General features: G+C 62.0%; 15 protein-coding genes and 2 pseudogenes. 8 read left to right on the top strand and 9 right to left on the bottom strand.

The genetic code is table 11. The features are described from left to right. The first annotated feature begins 253 nt into the window (after positions 1–253). The 7 genes from gcvT to bktB all read left to right on the top strand — a co-directional run bounded on the left by gcvT (position 254) and on the right by bktB (position 9845). Positions 254–1390, top strand: a complete 1137-nt coding sequence (gcvT, locus tag Q390_RS0116680; protein WP_027997089.1) for a glycine cleavage system aminomethyltransferase GcvT — start codon at positions 254–256, stop codon at positions 1388–1390. An 82-nt stretch (positions 1391–1472) separates the two neighbouring features. Then, entirely contained in the window at positions 1473–1847 is a 375-nt protein-coding gene (gene gcvH, locus Q390_RS0116675) for a glycine cleavage system protein GcvH (protein WP_027997088.1), read from the top strand. A gap of 15 nt (positions 1848–1862) precedes the next feature. Further along, positions 1863–4757, top strand: coding sequence for an aminomethyl-transferring glycine dehydrogenase (gcvP, locus tag Q390_RS0116670; protein ID WP_027997087.1), 2895 nt, complete (start codon positions 1863–1865; stop codon positions 4755–4757). Between the two features lie 82 nt (positions 4758–4839). Continuing rightward, positions 4840–7038 carry a PAS domain-containing hybrid sensor histidine kinase/response regulator gene (locus Q390_RS0116665; RefSeq protein ID WP_027997086.1) on the top strand — a complete coding sequence of 733 codons (2199 nt, stop codon included), beginning with the start codon at positions 4840–4842 and terminating at the stop codon, positions 7036–7038. Continuing rightward, positions 7019–7693 (top strand): RluA family pseudouridine synthase, encoded by a 675-nt coding sequence (locus Q390_RS0116660; protein WP_037473373.1) that lies wholly within the window; start codon positions 7019–7021, stop codon positions 7691–7693. Before Q390_RS0116665 ends, Q390_RS0116660 begins: the two co-directional genes overlap by 20 nt. Positions 7694–7821: 128 nt before the next feature. Continuing rightward, a complete protein-coding gene (locus Q390_RS0116655; RefSeq protein ID WP_027997084.1) occupies positions 7822–8580 on the top strand; it encodes an SDR family NAD(P)-dependent oxidoreductase in 759 nt (252 codons plus the stop codon). 80 nt (positions 8581–8660) lie between these two features. Beyond that, a complete protein-coding gene (bktB, locus tag Q390_RS0116650) occupies positions 8661–9845 on the top strand; it encodes a beta-ketothiolase BktB (protein WP_027997083.1) in 1185 nt (394 codons plus the stop codon). Between the two features lie 91 nt (positions 9846–9936). Here the strand turns inward: bktB and Q390_RS0116645 are convergent, their stop codons facing one another. Continuing rightward, the gene (locus Q390_RS0116645) at positions 9937–10374 is read right to left on the bottom strand and encodes a universal stress protein (RefSeq protein WP_027997082.1); all 438 of its coding nucleotides are present in this window, start codon (positions 10372–10374) and stop codon (positions 9937–9939) included. A 98-nt stretch (positions 10375–10472) separates the two neighbouring features. After that, positions 10473–11234 (bottom strand): 2OG-Fe dioxygenase family protein, encoded by a 762-nt coding sequence (locus tag Q390_RS0116640; protein ID WP_027997081.1) that lies wholly within the window; start codon positions 11232–11234, stop codon positions 10473–10475. Positions 11235–11362: 128 nt separating this feature from the next. Here Q390_RS0116640 and Q390_RS0116635 point away from each other — a divergent pair, with 128 nt between their 5' ends. Further along, on the top strand, positions 11363–11737 hold the full coding sequence (locus Q390_RS0116635; RefSeq protein WP_027997080.1) for a PilZ domain-containing protein: 375 nt from the start codon (positions 11363–11365) through the stop codon (positions 11735–11737). 352 nt (positions 11738–12089) lie between these two features. Here the strand turns inward: Q390_RS0116635 and Q390_RS18825 are convergent. From Q390_RS18825 to Q390_RS0116600, 7 genes and pseudogenes are all read right to left on the bottom strand, one after another. Continuing rightward, positions 12090–12248: pseudogene (locus Q390_RS18825) on the bottom strand (addiction module antidote protein); the annotation flags it as partial. A 109-nt stretch (positions 12249–12357) separates the two neighbouring features. Continuing rightward, complete coding sequence (locus Q390_RS0116625; RefSeq protein WP_156949942.1) at positions 12358–12774, bottom strand: DUF2267 domain-containing protein; 417 nt, start codon at positions 12772–12774, stop codon at positions 12358–12360. A gap of 61 nt (positions 12775–12835) precedes the next feature. Beyond that, entirely contained in the window at positions 12836–13156 is a 321-nt protein-coding gene (locus Q390_RS0116620; protein ID WP_027997078.1) for an STAS-like domain-containing protein, read from the bottom strand. Then, a complete protein-coding gene (locus tag Q390_RS0116615) occupies positions 13153–13968 on the bottom strand; it encodes a hypothetical protein (protein ID WP_027997077.1) in 816 nt (271 codons plus the stop codon). Before Q390_RS0116615 ends, Q390_RS0116620 begins: the two co-directional genes overlap by 4 nt. 823 nt (positions 13969–14791) lie before the next feature. Continuing rightward, complete coding sequence (locus Q390_RS20590) at positions 14792–15244, bottom strand: PLxRFG domain-containing protein (RefSeq protein WP_281174792.1); 453 nt, start codon at positions 15242–15244, stop codon at positions 14792–14794. A 55-nt stretch (positions 15245–15299) separates the two neighbouring features. Next, positions 15300–17459: pseudogene (locus Q390_RS20450) on the bottom strand (PLxRFG domain-containing protein); the annotation flags it as partial. A gap of 1460 nt (positions 17460–18919) precedes the next feature. Continuing rightward, positions 18920–19231: integrase core domain-containing protein (locus Q390_RS0116600; protein ID WP_027996826.1), on the bottom strand; the 312-nt coding region annotated here is incomplete at its 5' end.

Genomic DNA, 19231 nt, shown 5'->3' with positions numbered 1-19231 from the left:
CTGTAGCAGCGGCCACGCCTTATATCCCCGCGCAAGTGCGTCGGCTTCGCCTTTGGGCCGTTGCGGCCAGCGCACTTGGACGGGGTTTTACGGCGATGGGGATAAGCTAGGTAGAATTTCGCCGTCAGGAGACGGGTGCCGCGCCCAACTGGCGTGCGGCGCCGCCGAAGGTGCAGGCAGAGCCCCTCCCCTCGCCCCCGACCCTGGCACCCGACTCTGGCACTGGCCCTTCCTTTTTTCGGAGACCATGCCCATGTCCGTTACTGCTTCTCCCCCCTTGCTGACCACACCGCTGCACGCGCTGCACCTGGAACTGGGCGCCCGCATGGTGCCCTTTGCCGGTTACTCGATGCCGGTGCAATACCCGACGGGGTTGGTCGCCGAGCACCTGCACACCCGCCAGTCCGCCAGCCTGTTTGATGTCTCACACATGGGCCAGTTGCGGCTGGTGGGGCGCGGCGCAGCGGCGGCGCTAGAGAGCCTGATGCCGGTGGACATCATCGATCTGCCGGTGGGCAAACAGCGCTACGGTCTGCTGCTGCATGAGACTGGCGGCATTCTCGACGACCTGATGCTCTTCAACAAAGGCCTGGGCGAGATTTTTGCCATCGTCAACGGCGCCTGCAAAGAGGCGGATTTTGCGCATATCGAAGCGCAGATTGGCCTGCAATGCCAAGTCATCCCCCAGCCCAACCAGGCCCTGCTGGCCCTGCAAGGCCCGCTGGCCGGCGCCGTGCTGGCCCGCTTGGCGCCAGACACCGCCGCGCTGGTGTTCATGACTGGCGGCGACTTCCACATTGCCGGCTGCGACTGCTTTGTCACGCGCAGCGGCTACACCGGCGAGGATGGTTTTGAAATTTCCGTGCCCGCCGCGCAGGCCGAAACCCTGGCGCGCGCCCTGCTGGCACAGCCGCAAGTGCGCCCCGCCGGCCTGGGCGCGCGCAATTCGCTGCGCTTGGAAGCGGGTCTGTGCCTGTACGGCAACGACATGGACGTCACCACCACCCCACCCGAGGCAGCGCTGAGCTGGGCGATTGCCAAAGTGCGCCGCAGCGGCGGGGCCCGCGCTGGTGGCTTTCCAGGCGCTGACATGGTGCTGGCACAAATCGACAACCCGGCCCTGCTGACACGCCAACGCGTGGCTCTGCGCGCCAGCGAACGCATCCCCGTGCGCGAGCCGGCCACGCTGGAAAACATAGATGGCCAGCACATTGGCCAGGTCACCAGCGGCCTGCTCAGCCCCAGCCTGAACCAGCCGATTGCACTGGGCTACGTCAAACCCGATTACGCCGCTCTCGGCACCGAGCTGTTTACCCTGGTGCGCGGCAAACCGGTGCCGATGGTGGTGGTGCCCACGCCCTTTGTGCCGACGCGCTACCACCGCATCTAAGGCACGTCCCTGCCGTGCACAGGAATAGGCGCACCGCTACAGTTCAACCGTTTTCTTTTTTTACTTGCATCCAGGAGCTTTCATGACCCTCAAATTTTCGCGCGACCACGAATGGATAGACACCGCCCACCAGCAGGCCGCCACCGTCGGCATCACCGAGCACGCCCAGGACGCCCTCGGTGATGTGGTGTTTGTCGATTTGCCCGAAGTCGGCACAACCCTGGCCCAGGGCGCTGTAGCGGGTGTCATCGAGTCGGTCAAGGCCGCTGCCGATGTCTACATGCCGGTTTCAGGCGAAATCATCGAAGTCAACGAAGCCCTGCGCGCCGACCCCGCGCTGGCCAACTCGGACCCGATGGGCGCTGGCTGGCTGTTCAAGGTGCGCATGGCCAAGCCAGAGGAATGCGACACGTTGATGGATGCGCCCACCTATACGGCCTTCAGCCAGAACACTTAACGCCTAAGGCCCACCATGCCGATGTCCTTTGCCCCGCTGGCCGCACTAGAAAACACCGCCGAATTCCTGCCCCGCCACATCGGCATAGCCGCGGCAGACGAAGCGCACATGCTGTCGGTGGTGGGCGCTGCCTCGCGCCGCGCGCTGATCGATGCCACCGTGCCGCGATCGATTGCGCGCAGCCGCCCGATGGAGTTGCCGGCACCGGCCAGCGAGGCGCAGGCATTGGCTGAACTCAAGGCCATGGCAGCGAAAAATCAGGTGCTGAAGAGTTTCATTGGCCAGGGTTACTACGGCACGCATACGCCGGGTGTCATCCTGCGCAATGTGCTGGAAAACCCCGCGTGGTACACGGCCTACACGCCCTACCAGGCAGAGATTTCGCAAGGCCGGATGGAGGCGCTGATCAACTTCCAGACCATGGTGTGCGATCTGACCGCCATGCAAATTGCCAACGCCTCCATGCTCGACGAGGCCACGGCCGCCGCCGAAGCCATGGCGCTGGCCAAGCGTTCGGTCAAAAGCCAAAGCCAGCGCTTTATCGTCTCTGGCGACACGCACCCGCAAACCATCGAGGTGATCCAGACGCGCGCCGCGCCGTTTGGCATTGAGGTGGTGGTAACGGCATCGCCACAAGCATGGGCTGACGCGCTGGACGGTGACTATTTCGCCGCCCTGGCCCAGTACCCGGCCAGCAGCGGCCGCATTGACGATCTGCGCGCCGACGTGACCAAGGTACACGCGCGCCAAGCCGCCTTCATCGCCGCCGCCGACCTGCTGGCGCTGACGCTGATCACGCCGCCAGGCGAGTGGGGCGCCGACATCGTTGTCGGCTGCACGCAGCGTTTTGGTATGCCGATGGGCGCCGGCGGCCCACACGCAGCCTACATGGCCTGCCGCGACGAATTCAAACGCTCACTGCCGGGCCGCTTGGTAGGGGTCAGCGTGGACGCACACGGTGATCCGGCCTATCGCCTGGCGTTGCAAACGCGCGAGCAGCATATTCGGCGCGAAAAAGCCACGTCTAACATCTGCACTGCCCAGGTGCTGCCGGCTGTGGTCGCCAGCATGTATGCCGTCTACCATGGCCCCATGGGCCTGCAACGCATAGCGCAGCGCGTGGCCAGCTTCACGGCTGTGTTGGCGCAGGGTTTGGCGCAGTTGGGCGTCAAGGTGCGTGCGCAAGGCTGCTTTGACACGCTGTACTTGGAGACGGATGAAGCTACTGAATTGATAGCTAATAGCGCAGTATCTGCCGGCGTTAATCTGCGAAATCACTCAAATAATGCCCTGAGTATTGCACTGGATGAAACCACCACGCGCGCTGACATTGCGCTGCTGTGGCAGATTTTTGCCGCAGAAGGCCAGACGCTGCCGACGTTTGAGGCCTTTGAAAGAGGCGTCAAGCCGCTCATCCCGGCCGCGCTGCGCCGCACCAGCACGTATCTGACACACCCGGTGTTCAACACGCACCACTCCGAGACGGCGATGCTGCGCTATATCCGCCAGCTGTCCGACAAAGATTTGGCGCTGGACCGCAGCATGATTCCGCTGGGCAGTTGCACCATGAAGCTCAACGCCACCAGCGAGATGATTCCGATCACCTGGCCCGAGTTTGCACACATCCACCCCTTTGCCCCGGCCGACCAATTGCAGGGCTACCACGAACTGGACGCCCAACTGCGCGCTTGGCTGTGCGAGGCCACCGGCTACGCTGCCGTCAGCCTGCAACCCAATGCCGGCTCGCAGGGAGAATACGCCGGCCTGCTGGCGATCAAGGCCTACCACGACGCCCAGGGCGCCAGCCACCGCCACATCTGCCTGATTCCGGCCAGCGCCCACGGCACCAACCCAGCCAGCGCGCAGATGGCCGGCATGGAGGTGGTGGTCACCGCCTGCGATGCACGCGGCAATGTCGATATGGCGGACCTGCAAGCCAAATGCGAGCAATACAGCCAACACCTGGCCTGCGTGATGATCACCTACCCCAGCACGCATGGCGTATTTGAGGCGCAGGTGAAAGAGCTGTGCGCTCTGGTGCATCAGCACGGCGGGCGCGTGTATGTCGACGGTGCCAACATGAACGCCTTGGTCGGCTTGGCCGCGCCGGGCGAGTTTGGCGGCGACGTCAGCCACCTCAATCTGCACAAAACTTTTTGTATTCCGCACGGCGGCGGCGGCCCCGGCGTTGGCCCGGTGTGTGTGGTGGCCGACTTGGCGCCCTATCTGCCCGGCCACGCCACAGCCGGTAGGGAAAGCGGCGTCGGTGCTGTCAGCGCGGCACCACTGGGCAATGCCGCCGTGCTGCCGATCAGCTGGATGTATATCCGCATGATGGGCGCTGTGGGGCTACAACAAGCCACCGAAATCGCCATCCTCAGCGCTAACTACATCAGCGCGCGCCTGAAAAAGCACTACCCGACACTGTACGCCGGCGGCACCGACAACAGCGGCCATGTGGCGCACGAATGCATCCTGGACTTGCGCGCCTTCAAGGACAGCAGCGGCGTGATGGCCGAAGACGTCGCCAAGCGGTTGATGGACTACGGCTTTCACGCACCAACGCTGAGCTTTCCCGTGCCGAACACGCTGATGGTCGAGCCGACCGAGAGCGAAAGTCTGCATGAAATCGACCGCTTCATCGACGCCATGATTGCCATCCGCGCCGAGATAGCGCAGATTGAAAATGGCACTTGGCCGCAAGACAACAACCCGTTGAAAAATGCCCCGCACACCGCCGCCAGCCTGCTGGAAGACGATTGGGATCGACCTTATTCGCGGGCGCTGGCAGCCTACCCGGTGGCGGCGCTGCGCCAACACAAATACTGGTCGCCGGTGGGCCGGGTGGACAACGTCTATGGCGACCGCAACCTGTTTTGCAGTTGCCTGCCGGTCCACAGCAACGACTGAACGACCGAGCCAGTCGCCGCGCTTGTTGCATTGCCCCTTCCCGTCAGCGCACCTCTGTGGGGCTGGCCCTGGTTGTTTTTCCATGACCCGCCTCGATCTTTCTTTTTTTTCGCGCACTCCACCCTACACTTTGCTGCCCGCCCCGCCCGACACCTCCGAGCCCAGCCCGCACCCTGACAGGCCGACCGGTCCGATGGACCGTCTGATTGCCGAGCTGCGCGCCTACCAGGCCGAGCTGGAGGCACAAAATAAAGTGCTGCGCTACAGCCAGGCAGCAGCCGAAAGCGCCTCCGAGCGCTTTGAAACCCTGTTTTCCAGCGTGCCACTGGCCCTGATGGTGGTGGACGAGCACGACATGGTGGTCCAGGCCAATTCGATGGCGCACCGCTCCTTTCAGCCCAGCGAGAGCGATCGGCCCCTGACCGAGTTGCTGTCCTTCGTCCATCCCGAGCACACCGAGCGCGTGCAGCAGGCTTTTGCCCTGGCGCGCGCCCAGGGCCAGGGCGAAACCACCGAGGTGGTTTTCAGCATCAACCAGGACACCCGCATCACCGGCGACCTGCACATTGCCCGCATTGAACCACCCCAGGGCGACGGTCCGCCCCTGCTGCAGTTCTTATGCGCCGTCATCGACCAAGGCCCGCTGCTGGCCGAGCGCCAAGCGCTGCAGCACAGCGCGCTGGCATTGCGCCAGCGCAACGAGCAGCTGTACGCCGGCGAGCGCCGGCTCGAAGCGGTCATCAACTCGTCCCTGGACGCCATCATCTGCGTCGATCAGCACCAGCGCATCACGGTGTTCAACCCCACCGCCGCCGCGCTGTTCCAGTGCGCCGCAGGCGATGCACTGGGCAGCGATCTGCAGCGTTTTTTGCCCGAGGCTGAGCAGGCGTTGGCATTTGCCCAGCTCACGACCCAAGCCATGCTGGGTGAAATGACGGCGCTCAGCGCCAGCGGCAAAGAACTGGCGGTGGAGATCAGCGTCTCGTTCGAGCGCCACGCCGAGGGCGAAACCACCACCGTCTTTGCCCGCGACCTGACCGGACGCAAAAAAGCTGAAGCACACCGCAACGAACTGGAAGTGCAACTGCGTGAATCGCACAAGATGCAGGCCGTGGGTACCATGGCCGGCGGGATTGCACACGACTTCAACAATATTTTGAGCGCCATTCTGGGCAATGCCGAACTGGCCAAAGCCGACTGCGGCCCGGACTCGCCGGCCTACGAAAGCTTGGTGGAAATCGAAAAAGCTGGCCGGCGCGCGCGTGACTTGGTGCGCCAAATCCTCACCTTCAGCCGCAACGAGCCAGCACAGCGCACCAGCGTCGCCCTGGCCGAGGTACTGCACGACACCGAGCGCCTGCTGCGCGTCACCCTGCCACCCGCCATTGCACTGCACCTGCACACCGCCGACCCCCTGCCCAGCATCTTGGCCGACCCGACCCAGGTCGAGCAAGCCTTGCTGAACCTGTGCACCAACGCCATCCACGCCATTGGCGAGAACCGGGGTACGGTAATGGTGGATGCGGCACTGGCATCCACCGACCAGCGCCTGTGCGAGCGGTTGGGGCTGGGGCCAGCCAAAAACTATGTCGCCATCAGCGTGCAGGACAACGGCCCCGGCATCGATGACGCCACATTGCCGCGCATTTTTGAGCCTTTTTTCACCACCAAGCTGGTGGGCCAAGGCACCGGCCTGGGTCTGGCGGTGGTGCATGGCGTGATGCGCACCCACCAGGGCGCAGTCGATGTACACAGTACACCGGGCCAGGGCAGCCGCTTTACGCTGTATTTTCCGGCGGCAGAGGTCGGAGACGCCGCCCCCCCTGTGCTGGCGCCACCCGGGCGCACGCCTGCCACGCCGGCGCTGCCGGTGAACGGCACACCCACGGGCGAGCCGGCCCCACGCCGCCACGTCATGTACGTGGATGACGATGAGGCGCTGGTATTTCTGGTACAGCGCCTGCTGCGCCGGCGTGGCTACGAAGTCAGCGGCTTTACCGACCCGCGCGCCGCCGAAGCCGCCCTGCACGCCGACGCACAAGCCTATGACCTGCTGGTGACCGACTACAACATGCCCGGCTACTCAGGCATTGACTTGGTGCGCGCTGCGCGCACCATCCGCGCCGACCTGCCGGTGGCCCTGGCGTCGGGCTACGTCACCCCAGAAATCGAACAGGCCGCCCTGGCCGAAGGCGCCCGCGCGCTGATCCACAAACCCAACGACGTCGAAGAAATGTGCGCCACCGTGCAGCGCCTGATCCATGGCAACACCACTCCCTGAACCGGCATTCAGCGACAGCCCGCTGACCTGCCTGCACGCCGACGACGCCTTGCTGGTGCTGGCGAAACCCGCTGGCTTGCTCAGCGTACCGGGGCGCGGCGCCGACAAGCAGGACTGCGCCAGCGCACGTGCCAGCCAGCCATGGCCTGGCGCGCTGGTGGTACACCGGCTGGACATGGCGACCTCGGGCCTCTTGCTGATGGCGCGCACGCCGGCCGTGCAGCGTGCGCTCAGCCAGGCCTTTGCCGAGCGCGAAGTCGAAAAACGCTACCAAGCCATCGTCCAAGGCTGCATGGCGGCGCCCGCCAGCGGCTGGGGCGACATTGAACTACCGATTGCCGCCGACTGGGAACGCCGCCCGCTGCGCGTCATCGACCACGCGCACGGCAAACCCAGCCACACCCGCTGGCGCGTGCTGGCCATCGACGAGGCAGCGCAAACCACCCGGGTCGAACTGGCCCCGGTGACAGGCCGCACGCACCAGTTGCGCCTGCACCTGGCCGCCATCGGCCACGCCATCCTGGGCGATGCGCTGTATGCCGACACTGCCGTCCAAGGCCGCGCCCCGCGCCTGCTGCTGCACGCTGCCCGACTGGCGTTTGCACACCCGATCAACGGCACTTGGGTGCAATATGCCCTGCCACCCGATTTTTAAGCCAAATCGGCCTGTAGCGCATGTGTAACAAGCGTATTAAGCTATTTTTTTAATAGTAAAAATATTTTTCACGTTTCTTTCATCTGCTTGCCAAACGGCCCTGTCCACCTCCTTAGTCCTGTACTGCCATGCCCTACCACCTCACCATCCTGACCGGCGCCTCGCGCGGCATGGGCCTGGCCATGGCACAGCAACTGCTGCGCCCCGGCCAGCAACTGCTGTGCCTGTCGCGCCAAACCAATGCCGAATTGGCCACCCAAGCCGCTGCCCATAACGTGCCGCTGGAGCAATGGGCCCAAGACCTCTCCAGCGCCAGCGCCGCCGCCGAGCGCCTGCACACTTGGCTGCAGGCGCAGCCGACAGGCCGCTTTGCCAGCGCCACGCTGATCAACAACGCTGGCGTGATTCCACCGATTGCGCCGCTGTCGGCCAGCGCACCAGAAGATTTAGCGCACGCCTTGCGCGTTGGGCTGGAGGCGCCTTTGCTGCTGTGCGCCGCGTTTCTGGGCGCCACCGAAAGCTGGAACGTGCCACGCAAAGTGCTGAACATTTCGTCCGGTCTGGGCCGGCGCGCCATGGCCTCGCAAGCCGCTTATTGCGCCGCCAAGGCCGGTATGGACCACTTCACGCGCTGCCTGGCGCTGGACGAGGCGCTTAAGCCACACGGCGCCAAGGTATGCTCACTGGCACCGGGTGTTATCGATACAACCATGCAGACCCAGTTACGCAGCGCAGATGCGGCGGACTTCCCAGACGCACCCAATTTTGCCCACCTCAAAACGGCGGGCCAGTTGAGTTCAGCTGACGACGCAGCAGCCTGCGTGCTGGCATGGCTGGAACGTGCAGACTTTGGCGTCGAACCGGTAGCTGATGTACGTCGCGCTTGATAGATACTATTTTTTTAATAGCTGCAAGCGCATGTACTTAAAGGCTTAGAGGCATTTTTTACACCTAAAGGAGTTTTAGTATGACCCGTGAAGTCGTTGTTGTCAGTGGTGTGCGCACCGCTATCGGTACTTTTGGCGGCAGTCTCAAAGACGTGCCCCCCACCGAACTGGCCAGCCTGGTGGTACGTGAGTCGTTGGCGCGCGCCAACGTCGAAGGCAAGGACGTCGGCCATGTCGTGTTTGGCCATGTCGTCAACACCGAGCCGAAAGATATGTACCTGTCGCGCGTCGCGGCCATCAATGGCGGCTGTGCACAAGAAACACCCGCCTTCAACGTCAACCGCCTGTGCGGTTCGGGCTTGCAGGCCATCATTTCGGCCAGCCAAAGCATCTTGCTGGGCGACACCGACATCGCCATCGGCGGCGGTGCAGAAAACATGAGCCGTGCTCCCTACGCCAGCCTGACCAACCGCTTTGGCGCGCGCATGGGCGACACCAAAATGATCGACATGATGGTCGGCGCGCTGCACGACCCGTTCCAGAACATCCACATGGGTGTGACGGCAGAAAACATCGCCACCAAATGGGGCATCACTCGCGACGAGCAGGACGCGATTGCGGTCGAAAGCCACAACCGTGCCCAGCGCGCGATTGAAGCCGGTCACTTCAAGGAGCAGATCGTCCCCGTCATGCTGAAAAGCCGCAAGGGCGACGTCGCCTACGAGGTGGACGAGCACTACCGCCCCAACTGCACGCTGGCCGATATGGCCAAGCTCAAACCCGTGTTCGCCAAGGAAAACGGCACCGTGACTGCCGGCAATGCCTCGGGTATCAACGACGCTGCTGCGGCCGTGGTGTTGATGGAAGCGGGCGTTGCCAAAGCGCGTGGCCTGCAACCGCTGGCACGCCTGGTGGCTTACGCACACGCTGGCGTCGATCCGAAGTACATGGGCATTGGCCCAGTGCCCGCCACCCAAATGGCGCTGAAAAAAGCCGGCCTGACAGTGGCCGATCTGGACGTGATCGAAGCCAATGAAGCCTTTGCCGCCCAAGCCTGCGCTGTCTCACGCGATCTGGGCCTGGATTCGGCCAAGGTCAACCCCAATGGCTCGGGCATTTCGCTCGGTCACCCGATTGGCGCCACCGGCGCGCTGATCACCGTCAAGGCGCTGCACGAGCTGCAACGCATCCAGGGCCGCTACGCCCTGGTGACGATGTGCATCGGCGGCGGCCAGGGCATTGCGGCGATTTTTGAGCGCATGTAAAGCGCTGCGCAGGTCACGATGAACTGACTTGCGCTATCGCCCATAAAAAATGGCTCCTGATCGGAGCCATTTTTCATTGCGCGGCGAAAATTCAGTCGCGCACCACCAGCACCGGAATGCGCACCACGCCCAGCACGCGCTGCGTCACGCTGCCGAGCATGAGCTTTTCCAGACCCCGGCGGCCATGCGAGCCCATGACAACCAGATCGGCGCCGACGGTTTCAATGGCGCGCACGATGCCATCGTGCACGGCATGGCCCTCGCCCACCAGCGTATTGACCGTCACACCCGCCTCTTCCATCGATTTTTTGGCGGTGTCCAGAGCCGCATTGGCCTCTGACGTGGCCGCGCTCAGGTATTGCGCCTGCCCGTAGGCAAAATCGGCGCCCACACCGGTGAACGGGTACGGATCGACCACATACAACACCGTCACCGTGCTGCCCAGACTCTTGGCTAAAGAAGCTGCCCGGGTCACCGCAAACATCGAGGTCGGCGAACCGTCCACAGGCACCAGAATATTTTTGAACATCGATTTTTCTCCTTGGGTGGGTTAAAGCAGGCAGTGCCTGCAAAAGCGCATGGTAAGTGTCGCTGCCTGGCATAAAGCCAAGCTTGACTCGCATCAAATCAGACAAGGCTACTCCCCTGAAAACCACCGCGCCTGCAGGTCACAACCAACGTATCACGATGGCCACCACTGGCAGCTACCGGCAGAATGGGAGTGCTCTCATGCACCACACGTGCATCATCGAGCAACATCAACGACCAGGGCTGTGTCAGAGTAAAGCGCTGACCGGTGCGCGCGTTGGACTCAAACACCCGCGTCTCACCACCCCGAATGCCGCTGCGCTCAACCAAAAACACGGCCACCAGATCCACACCGTCGCGGTGCGCACCTTCAGGGGTCGGTCGGCCAATGCCATCGGTGGTGTCAATGCGAAACTGGTGCGCCTCGATAAACCAGGGCTGCGGCGCCAGGTCCGGTGCAAACACCGCACCCGAGAGAGCGGCCAGCGCGCACAGCAGCTGCGCCCACACCGGGCGCTGCACCGTGGCCGGCAAGAGGGGCTCAAACCAGCGATCCATGCCGCCATGCAAGGCGTTGTACTCGATCGGCTGCCAGTGTGCACGGTGCGGCACCTGCTGCACATCCGCGCCGAGCACCACAAAACAGGAGTGGCGCCGCCGACGGTAGCGGCCACCATCTTTCAGGTATTGATCGGGCACCAGCACATCCCAATCCGGGCGCAGTTCCTGCAACTCTTCCAGAGCACAGCCGGCCCACAGAGCGACATCACTCGGCGCCAGCACCGCCAACCCCGTATTCCTCAGTTCTTGCGCAACCTGAAAGGGACTGGATAAAGGAGGAAGGAAAGTGACGGAGGCCATACCGTGCAAGCTTACTCCGTGAAAAGGGGCGTCAATACAAGAAGCTTGTTGATGCATCCTGACGTTCCCTCTGTTGCAATTACAGTAGCATCGATAACACCCACCCGCAATTACCCCGGAGAGCCCCTATGCCTTATGAACGTCGCCACTTCATCCGTGTTCTGTTTCAGGCGCCAGGATGGTTGAGCATAAACAATGACAATGTGCCCGTTCAGGTGCTGGATTTATCACTCAAGGGAGCGCTGGTGGTGGCGCTGGAGGCGTTGCCAGTGGGTGCCACATGCCAACTCACCGTGCCGCTGAACGAGACGCACGACAGTATCACCATGTCGATGCAGGTAGCCCAGATGCAGCAGCATCACGTCGGCCTTGTGTGCCGCAGTATCGACCTCGACAGCGTGACCCATCTGCGCCGGCTGATTGAGTTGCAACTGGGCGATCCCGCCTTACTGGAGCGCGACTTGGCAGCGCTCTGCGCCACCAGCGAGGATCTGTACAACTGATGGTTGGCGCTAACTTGTGGCAGGTTGCCATGCAGTTCAGACTTGCAAATGAGAGATATTTGCACAGTTCTACGGCAAATTCATCCACAAGGACTACCAAAAAAGCCGTGCCCCCCTACTGCGCCCGGCCAATTATTCCGTACGATTTCGGTGCGATTATCAGGACTACACCAGACAAGCAATAGGCAAAGAAAAACCCCAGACTAGAGGGGCTCTCATTGTCTGGGGTTGTCTAGGATGGTGGAGCTGGCGGGAATTGAACCCGTAACCGCACCAATGGCAGCGCGGGGTTCAGCCTGTTCGTGTGAAATCAGTGTGATTCGCGCAATGTTGACCTCTGGCGGGGCAGCACTCAAGAATGTGCCACCTGTGGCTCAACGTGAAACTTCAGACCCAGCGCACTCAGCACCTTCATGACGGTGGCAAAGCTGGGGTTGCCGTTTTCGCCCAGGGCTTTGTACAGCCCTTCCCAGCTCATGCCCGTGTCTCGGGCCAGTTGCATCATGCCGCGCGTGGGCTACGTCACCAAGCGCCGCGAGTCACTGCTGCCCCTCAAGGAGCCAGCGAAATAGCCCACAGCAAAAAGCCCGCGTTGGGCGGGCTTTTTGCTGTCACATGGATCAGGAGCGGAAGGTGTCTGCAAACCCGTCTTCCATGCCGTTCATCAGAGCATGAGTCCAGTATTCAATATTTAGGATCTCTGGCGCATCGTGCTGCAACGCCTTGCGTGTGCTGCTGTCGAATTCACCGCCGGTTATTGCCTCGTGCAACTCACCGAGAACTCCAACGACTTCGAATTTTGGGCAATTTTTCCCAAGTCGCTCTACGCGTTGCAAGAGCCGGTGAAGATCAAATACGACCTCCCGGCCCAGCCTGGACGAGTCCTCGTGATCCGCACCTTTGGTGTAGTAGGCCCGCACCTTCGCGAGCAAATCTGCCGCCAATTTGCAGCATGCATCTACCTCAGACCGCCGCTCTTTTCTGACTTCGCGGTTTCCCGCAGTGCTGTTTGCAACGCTCCATCCAACAATCGTCAAGATCAAAGGTATGTATGGGAGAAAAGGCCTTGACGCCTCCAACAACTCATCCACAGCTCACCTAGCACTCAGGCTTTGCTTCTTTGATGTACTGCCAAACCTTGTTTTCGTAAGTCTTCAACGATGACTTGATGCGCATCTTCTTGAGCAAGTCGGTTTTTTTGAAGAGGCATTTTCTCACAAGACCTCCAAAAGTCTCTTCAAGAAAGGATGATCCAAAGCCGAAGACGCCGCTTAAATCGACTTCAACTTCATCATGCGCTTTCAGTGCTGGGACAAGGAATTCATCGCGAAACCGCTCTCCCGAAAATGGGCCGTCTGTCACGAAGCGCCCCGCAGGCGTCGGCGAAAAATCGTCGGCGATTCGTATTGTGTGCGTCATTCTTGGGAATCCTCTGCGGTTTTCAGTGACCACAGCAATAAAGTACCGTCAATGGGATCTTTCATTTGCGCATGCTCCTCACGTTTAGAAGTCGAGTCACAAAAGAAAACGCCCCTCCGACTGTAAATAGCCAAACTGCTGTCGGCCGTAACCTTGGTTGACTCTAGCATATCGGGAAGACCTTTACCTCGATAGCACAGCTGCGTTCTGGACTTTCCGCCCATCGCGGCATGCAGCATCCGGGAATCGGTTTTTTTCTTGCCCCAGTACCACTGCCTCACCTGGTCTTTAACACCGGGCTTCTCCAACAACGTCCCGGGAATAGAGCGCCCCCCATCCAAGATCGATACCAACACATGTGTTGGCGACATCGATGCAAACATCCACCATCGCTTGAGAACGTCATCCTCATAGGCGTGCTGAGTCACATTTGTGATCGCCTCAACAACACTGTCGTACAGCGCAGATTGATTGGCTACCCCCAGGCGCTCTTTCGCGGCCTGCATGAAAGGCGTGATCGGAGATGCATCGACAGAATCACCTTTGAAGTAGAACCAGCGAGTCACCTCTTCTCGCGTCACTGTGGCTCTGCTCTCCAATCCAAGCCTCTCAAGCACGCCAACACTTTGCAGCATTTGCTCAACGACCTCGTCAGATGGATAGCTGGCAGTGACACACCCAGGATTTGCAGTTGCCCAATTTCGAACATGGGACAGCAACAACAGGACTCCACAAGGGTGCAGCACCTCGATTGCACGAAGATCAAGCCGCACGGCCCCGCCCAATTTCAATTGGGTATTGACCTTGTTCACAAACTCAAGAAAAACAGCGCGAGTTCCTTGGCCACCGTGAAAACGGACTTCTTTCGGTGCAACAACCGTCAGTCGAGACGCACGCCTTGGCCTCTGCCGCGCCTCTCGCGACCTTGTGCTGAAGACTGCCCGCCTCGCCTTACGATGGCGCTTCACCACATATTGACTGCGCCGCCACTCTCTGGCCCGGCTTTCTTTAGTTGGTCGCCTCATGCCCTCTCCTCCTTCGGAGATTGGAACACGAAGCTGAATCGCCTCACCTCGTCCCCTTCGTTACCACCTCTGTCGGGCAACGAGACCAAGGCCCTACGATGCTAGTCTGGTGGCCCCTGCAACGAAATACTGGAATTGAAATGAGCACTTGGTCGACCACTACTGGATCTGACGTCACTTGCAAAGGCTGTGGAGCCATCTACTCCGTAAGCTACACACAATTGCCAGCAAAGGATAAGGATGACTTTCAATGTTTCAAATGCGGTTATGAGATAGATAGCTGGAAATCCACTCGCGTCCCACAGTATCGGTTGAAGGCTTCCTCGGAAAACCAAGGGACACCCGAGGCCTAGTCTCGGCGCCTCCAACCCCACGCGGCGAGCCTCTTACATCTGCAGGGCAGCCGCAAGCTGGACAGACGGCGCGGGCGCTGCGCTGACCGCCGCAAGGCGCACGTTACCCTCGAGAGCCAGAGCGGGGTAGGCACCGCTCAGATGAGCACCGGCCCAGCCTCGAAAAGACCTACCATCAATACTAGGACGCCGTCGATTCAACGGGTTCAAAACTGATCCCTGCCACAGCCAACGCAATCTTGGATCAGCGCCCCTGTTCACTGGCCGGTGGCAAACCGCCCCGCCTCCAGCGCGTCCCGCCTCTTGCTCGGCAGGTAGACCCCGTCCTGCGCCTGCTCGATCCGCTTGGTCCGCATGCGCACGCTCTGGGCCAGTTGCATCGGCAGAATGCGCCGGTCGGGGTTCTTCTCGTTGAACTTGGCGATGTCCGCCCGGGCGTCTGCCTTGCCCTCCTCGTTCCCGGCCATGGCCGCCATGGCGAACTGCTCAACCAGAGAGCTGCGCCGCGCCTGTAGGGCCCGGTCGTGCGCGACGATGGCACTCTTGCCCTCGAAGGAGTTGCGCACGCTCGACGGTGAAAATCCGGCCCCCTGGCCCAGCAACTCGGCCGCATCCACTTCGTCCTGCACCACGATGCCCGATTTGTCGCGCACACCCTCGGTGCCATAGCGCAATGCCTTGAATGGGCCGCGCAGCACGCTGGGCGCCATGGTCTCCAACCCGCGCTGATAACGGCCCTCCCCCCATCTCCTGCAAGCCCTTGAGCATATTGATGCCGATCCCAGCCACCGGTCCAAGCGCCGCCGCCATGGCCGACTCGCCCAGGCGCTGGCCCTCCAGCCCTTCCTGGATGTCCGGAAAGATCAGCTTGTCCAGCCCAACGCGGCCCGAGATGTCCCAGGGCGTGAGCCGGGAGAGGCCATGCGACAAGACCTCGGCCGGCTTTTGCCCGAAGGTGTCGGCCAGCATGTTCTGCAGGGCCACCTGGGCATCCCACGGTTCGTCATCGTCGCCGCCCAGCATTGAGGCCGCAGCCAGCAACGTGGTCACCATGGGCAGGCCCAGGGCGCCGGCCGCCATGCCGTGCATCACCAGCAGGCCGCCCAGCGTCTTGCGCGCCTCGGCCCGCTCCTTGGGCGTAGCGCCCTTGAGGGACTGTTGCGCCGACCTGGCCAAGGTGTAGACCATGTTCTGGCCATACTGCTTGAACAGCAGCAACACCCGGGCGGCATTGCCCTGCATGGCGCGTGGCCGATTGTTGGAGCTGTAGTCGAAGTGGCCATCGTAGGTTGCCTTCACAGCTTCTGCATAGGCCATGGTGGATTCGGCTCCGGTTTCGCGCGCCAGCCGGTAGGCGGCCACGAAGGTCACCTGCCGGTTGAATTTTTCGGCGTGGTGGAACAGGAAGCTGGCCCACTTCATGACGGGTCGGAATTTCCACATTACGCCCGAGTCCTCGCCCTGGGCGATGCCGGCCAGGTCGTGAGCCATCGTGACATCGATGACGCCGGAGCGCACCGCCTCGTCATAAGCAGCCTTCTCGTCAGCGCTCAGGGAGACGGTGATGTCGTTCTTGCCGCGCACGGCTTCCTGGCTGGCCTTCATCAGCGCGGCACTGGCCTTGCCATAGCCCCACTTAGCGCCCATGACCGGGTAGGCCACCAGCGCGGTCTGGGTCAGGTTGACCATGGCCGATGCGGGCGACAGTCCCAAGTGGTAAATGAAGCCCAGGCTGGTCAGCGCCGTGGACAGAGAGTTGCTCTTGGGGTTCATGGCCGATTCGTGGCGCTTCTGCATTTCGTCCACCACCTGACGCGCGCGCACGGAGTCATAGCCGGCGACGCTGTCGCGCGCGCTGACGTATTTCTCCATATCGGAGAGCTGGTCCTGCAGCTGGTCGGAATAGCGCAGCTTGGCCAAATAGCTGGCACCGTGAAAGACATTTTGGGCAAAAGCGCGGCGTGCGTCCTGGCTGAAACCGGGCGTGCCCTTGCGGTGAATGCCATGCTTGGCCCAGCTGAGGTCTGGCAGCGCGGACAGGTAGAGCTGACCCAGCGCATCTTCGAGTTCTGCCTTCTGCTTGCTGTCCATCCCTTGTTTGTCCAGCAACCCGTACAGCTGCTCCATGAACCCACGGCCCACGGTGTCACGGTCGGCTACAAATTCCTTGGCCTTGAGCACCTTGCCCACGGTGAAGCCCTTGCTGGCGGGGAATGGTGTCTGCAGTTGTTGGCGAACAGCATCAGCTTCGGCCATAGTCTCGGCCCGGCTGACGTTGGCTGTCTTGCCCTCGGCATCCTTGACCACCACCACGTACTGGCCGAAACGGGCCAGGGGAAAGTACACGCCCTTGATGTGGCCGAAAAACTCGTCGTCCATGCGCTTGAGCATCTCGGCCTTGCGCTGGCTGCCCATCTCGCTGCGTTCGATCCGCTCCTTGATGGCCGAACGCACCTGCCGCATGTGGGTGCTATAGATGTCCCGTGCCTTGCCGTAGACCTCGCGCGCGGCCGGGCTCAGCCCCTGGTACTGGGCTCGAAGTCGCATCCAGTCGGTCTTGTTGTCCCCGTCCACGAAATCCTTGGCAGGATCGATCTGCGCCAGGGTGGCGTCGTGCATCAGCTCGGCCAACTTGCGCTCCATGCCGGGATACTTCGCCGGGCCAAGCCCAAACTTTGGATGCTCGTCCAGCTTGCCCCAGGCCGTGGCCAGCTCATCCGCGCCGGCGCCGGCCTCGTTCTTGTCCGCGTCCATCTGCGCCATGAGGCCGTTGTAGGTGGACAGCTGAGGCAGCAGCTTGCCGTACACGTCGACCAATTGCCGGCGACCCAAAAACTGCAATCCCAGCGGCATGTAATCGGTAGCCTTGAATCCGGCCTGCTCTTTCAGATTGGTGACGGTGGTGGCCTTGATGGCTTCGCCCATGCGGCCCGCGATGCCCTCTGTCGTGGAACGGCTGAATTGCACGCCCCCGACCGCGCCGTCGTTCGCGCCCTGCTGGTCGAGTACGCCATCAAGCTGATCCGCGTGCGCCGGGTTCTCGCGCTGCGCAATGCCATAGGCTAGGTTCACCAGATCCAGTGAGTTGAAGTCACCCTTGCCGCCGGCAATCTTGCTCCACGCCTGACGCAATGCACTGCGCACCTGGGCCAGCCAGCGCGCCACTGTCCCCTGCGGCGCCATGGCGTTCGGACGCACCCCCATCTCCAGCGCCACCTGCACAGCGTAGGGAAACAGCTCCTGATTCGACAGCTCGGGGCCCGACGCCTGCACGCGGCGCGCGGCCTCATCGTGCACGATGCGCTCCATGCTGCCGGGCTTGGCCTTGGCCCAGCCACCGATGGCGCCGTGCAGCTGATTCCAGCCCTCCTTGCCCAGCACCGCGGTGCCATGCTTGTGCATCAGCTCGTGCGCCACCACGCCCAGCTCGTCGCCGGCCTTGATGTGGTCGGCGATCAGGAACACCGTCTTGCTCCTGGGGTCATAGAAGCCCTGGGCACGGCCCGCGTCTTCGGACTCCATGGCCACAGCGCCGATCAAAGGCTCCCACTCCTGCTTGATCTCGGCCGACGTGGCTACCACGATGCGCCCCAGCCGGTTGGGCAGCAGACCCAGGCCGTTGACCAGCTCGCGCACTGCGGCGCGCACCGACTCCTTGGTGGCGGACTGCGCCGGCTGGCCTAGCGCCAAAATGGCCCGGGCCAGATCGGGCGACATCCCCTCGTCAGCTCGGGCGTAGTTGGCAGCGCCACCCTTCGGCGCTACACTGGCACTGCCGCTTTGGCTCTCGGGAGAAGGAGAGTTGTCTTTATCGGCAACTGACGCACTGGTCCCGGTGCGCTCCCAAAGCGGCTCTCTATTTTTAAATTGGTCAGCGCGGATAGGCGAAGCCGTTTTGACATCGTAGAAATCGCCGTCTGCAGAAATTTCAAGCTGCACCATGAGACGGCCGCGCCCTCCATCCTCAAGCACCACATCCAGCGCGGCACCATCGCGCTTGTAAATTGCCGTGAACGACTGGGCGACAGAGGCAATGAACTCTTGGGCGGATTTAAAGCCAAGCCGCTTGAATTGCTCAAGATGGCCTGCCTCAATATGCACTAGCCCTTGCGTCTCGTCACCGTGGCGAAGCCGAATCTTCCCCGCCTGCCGGCGCATGGCCTTGCCCATCTCGGGCGTAATTTCGCCGTAGTCCAGCCCGCCATCCGCGTTCGGCACAAAGTCCTGCGGCTTGGGTAATGCGCGGCTGAAGCGGATGTCCGGGTTCGCTCGGTCGAAGTCGCCGTTGTTGCCGGTGGCGCTCTTGACCTGCTCGGGCTCAAATGCGATAGGCACCCGGTGCTGCACACCGTCTGACTTCACGCGCCCGCCGCCGATTGTGCTGGTCAAGTTTTTTCGGACACAACGATAGGTTGTTTGATTGCCGATTGCTGCTCGAAGGCATTGGGTGGCAAGTTGCCCAGTTTGGAGTGCAGCCGCACGCTGTTGTAGAAACCTATGATGTAGTCGGCGATGTCCATCATGGCCTCGGCGTGGTTGGCGTAGTCGCGCTGCCAGACCCGCTCCGTCTTGAGGCTCAGGAAGAAGCGCTCCATCACCGCGTTGTCCCAGCAGTTGCCCTTACGGCTCATGCTGCCGACCAAGCTGTGGCGGGCCAGCAGCGCCTGATACAGTGCGCTGGCGTACTGGCTGCCCCT

This window comes from Simplicispira psychrophila DSM 11588 (assembly GCF_000688255.1).
GTDB lineage: Bacteria > Pseudomonadota > Gammaproteobacteria > Burkholderiales > Burkholderiaceae_C > Simplicispira > Simplicispira psychrophila.
The sequence above is the reverse complement of the archived record's forward strand: the minus strand, read 5'-3'. Positions and strand labels throughout refer to the sequence as shown.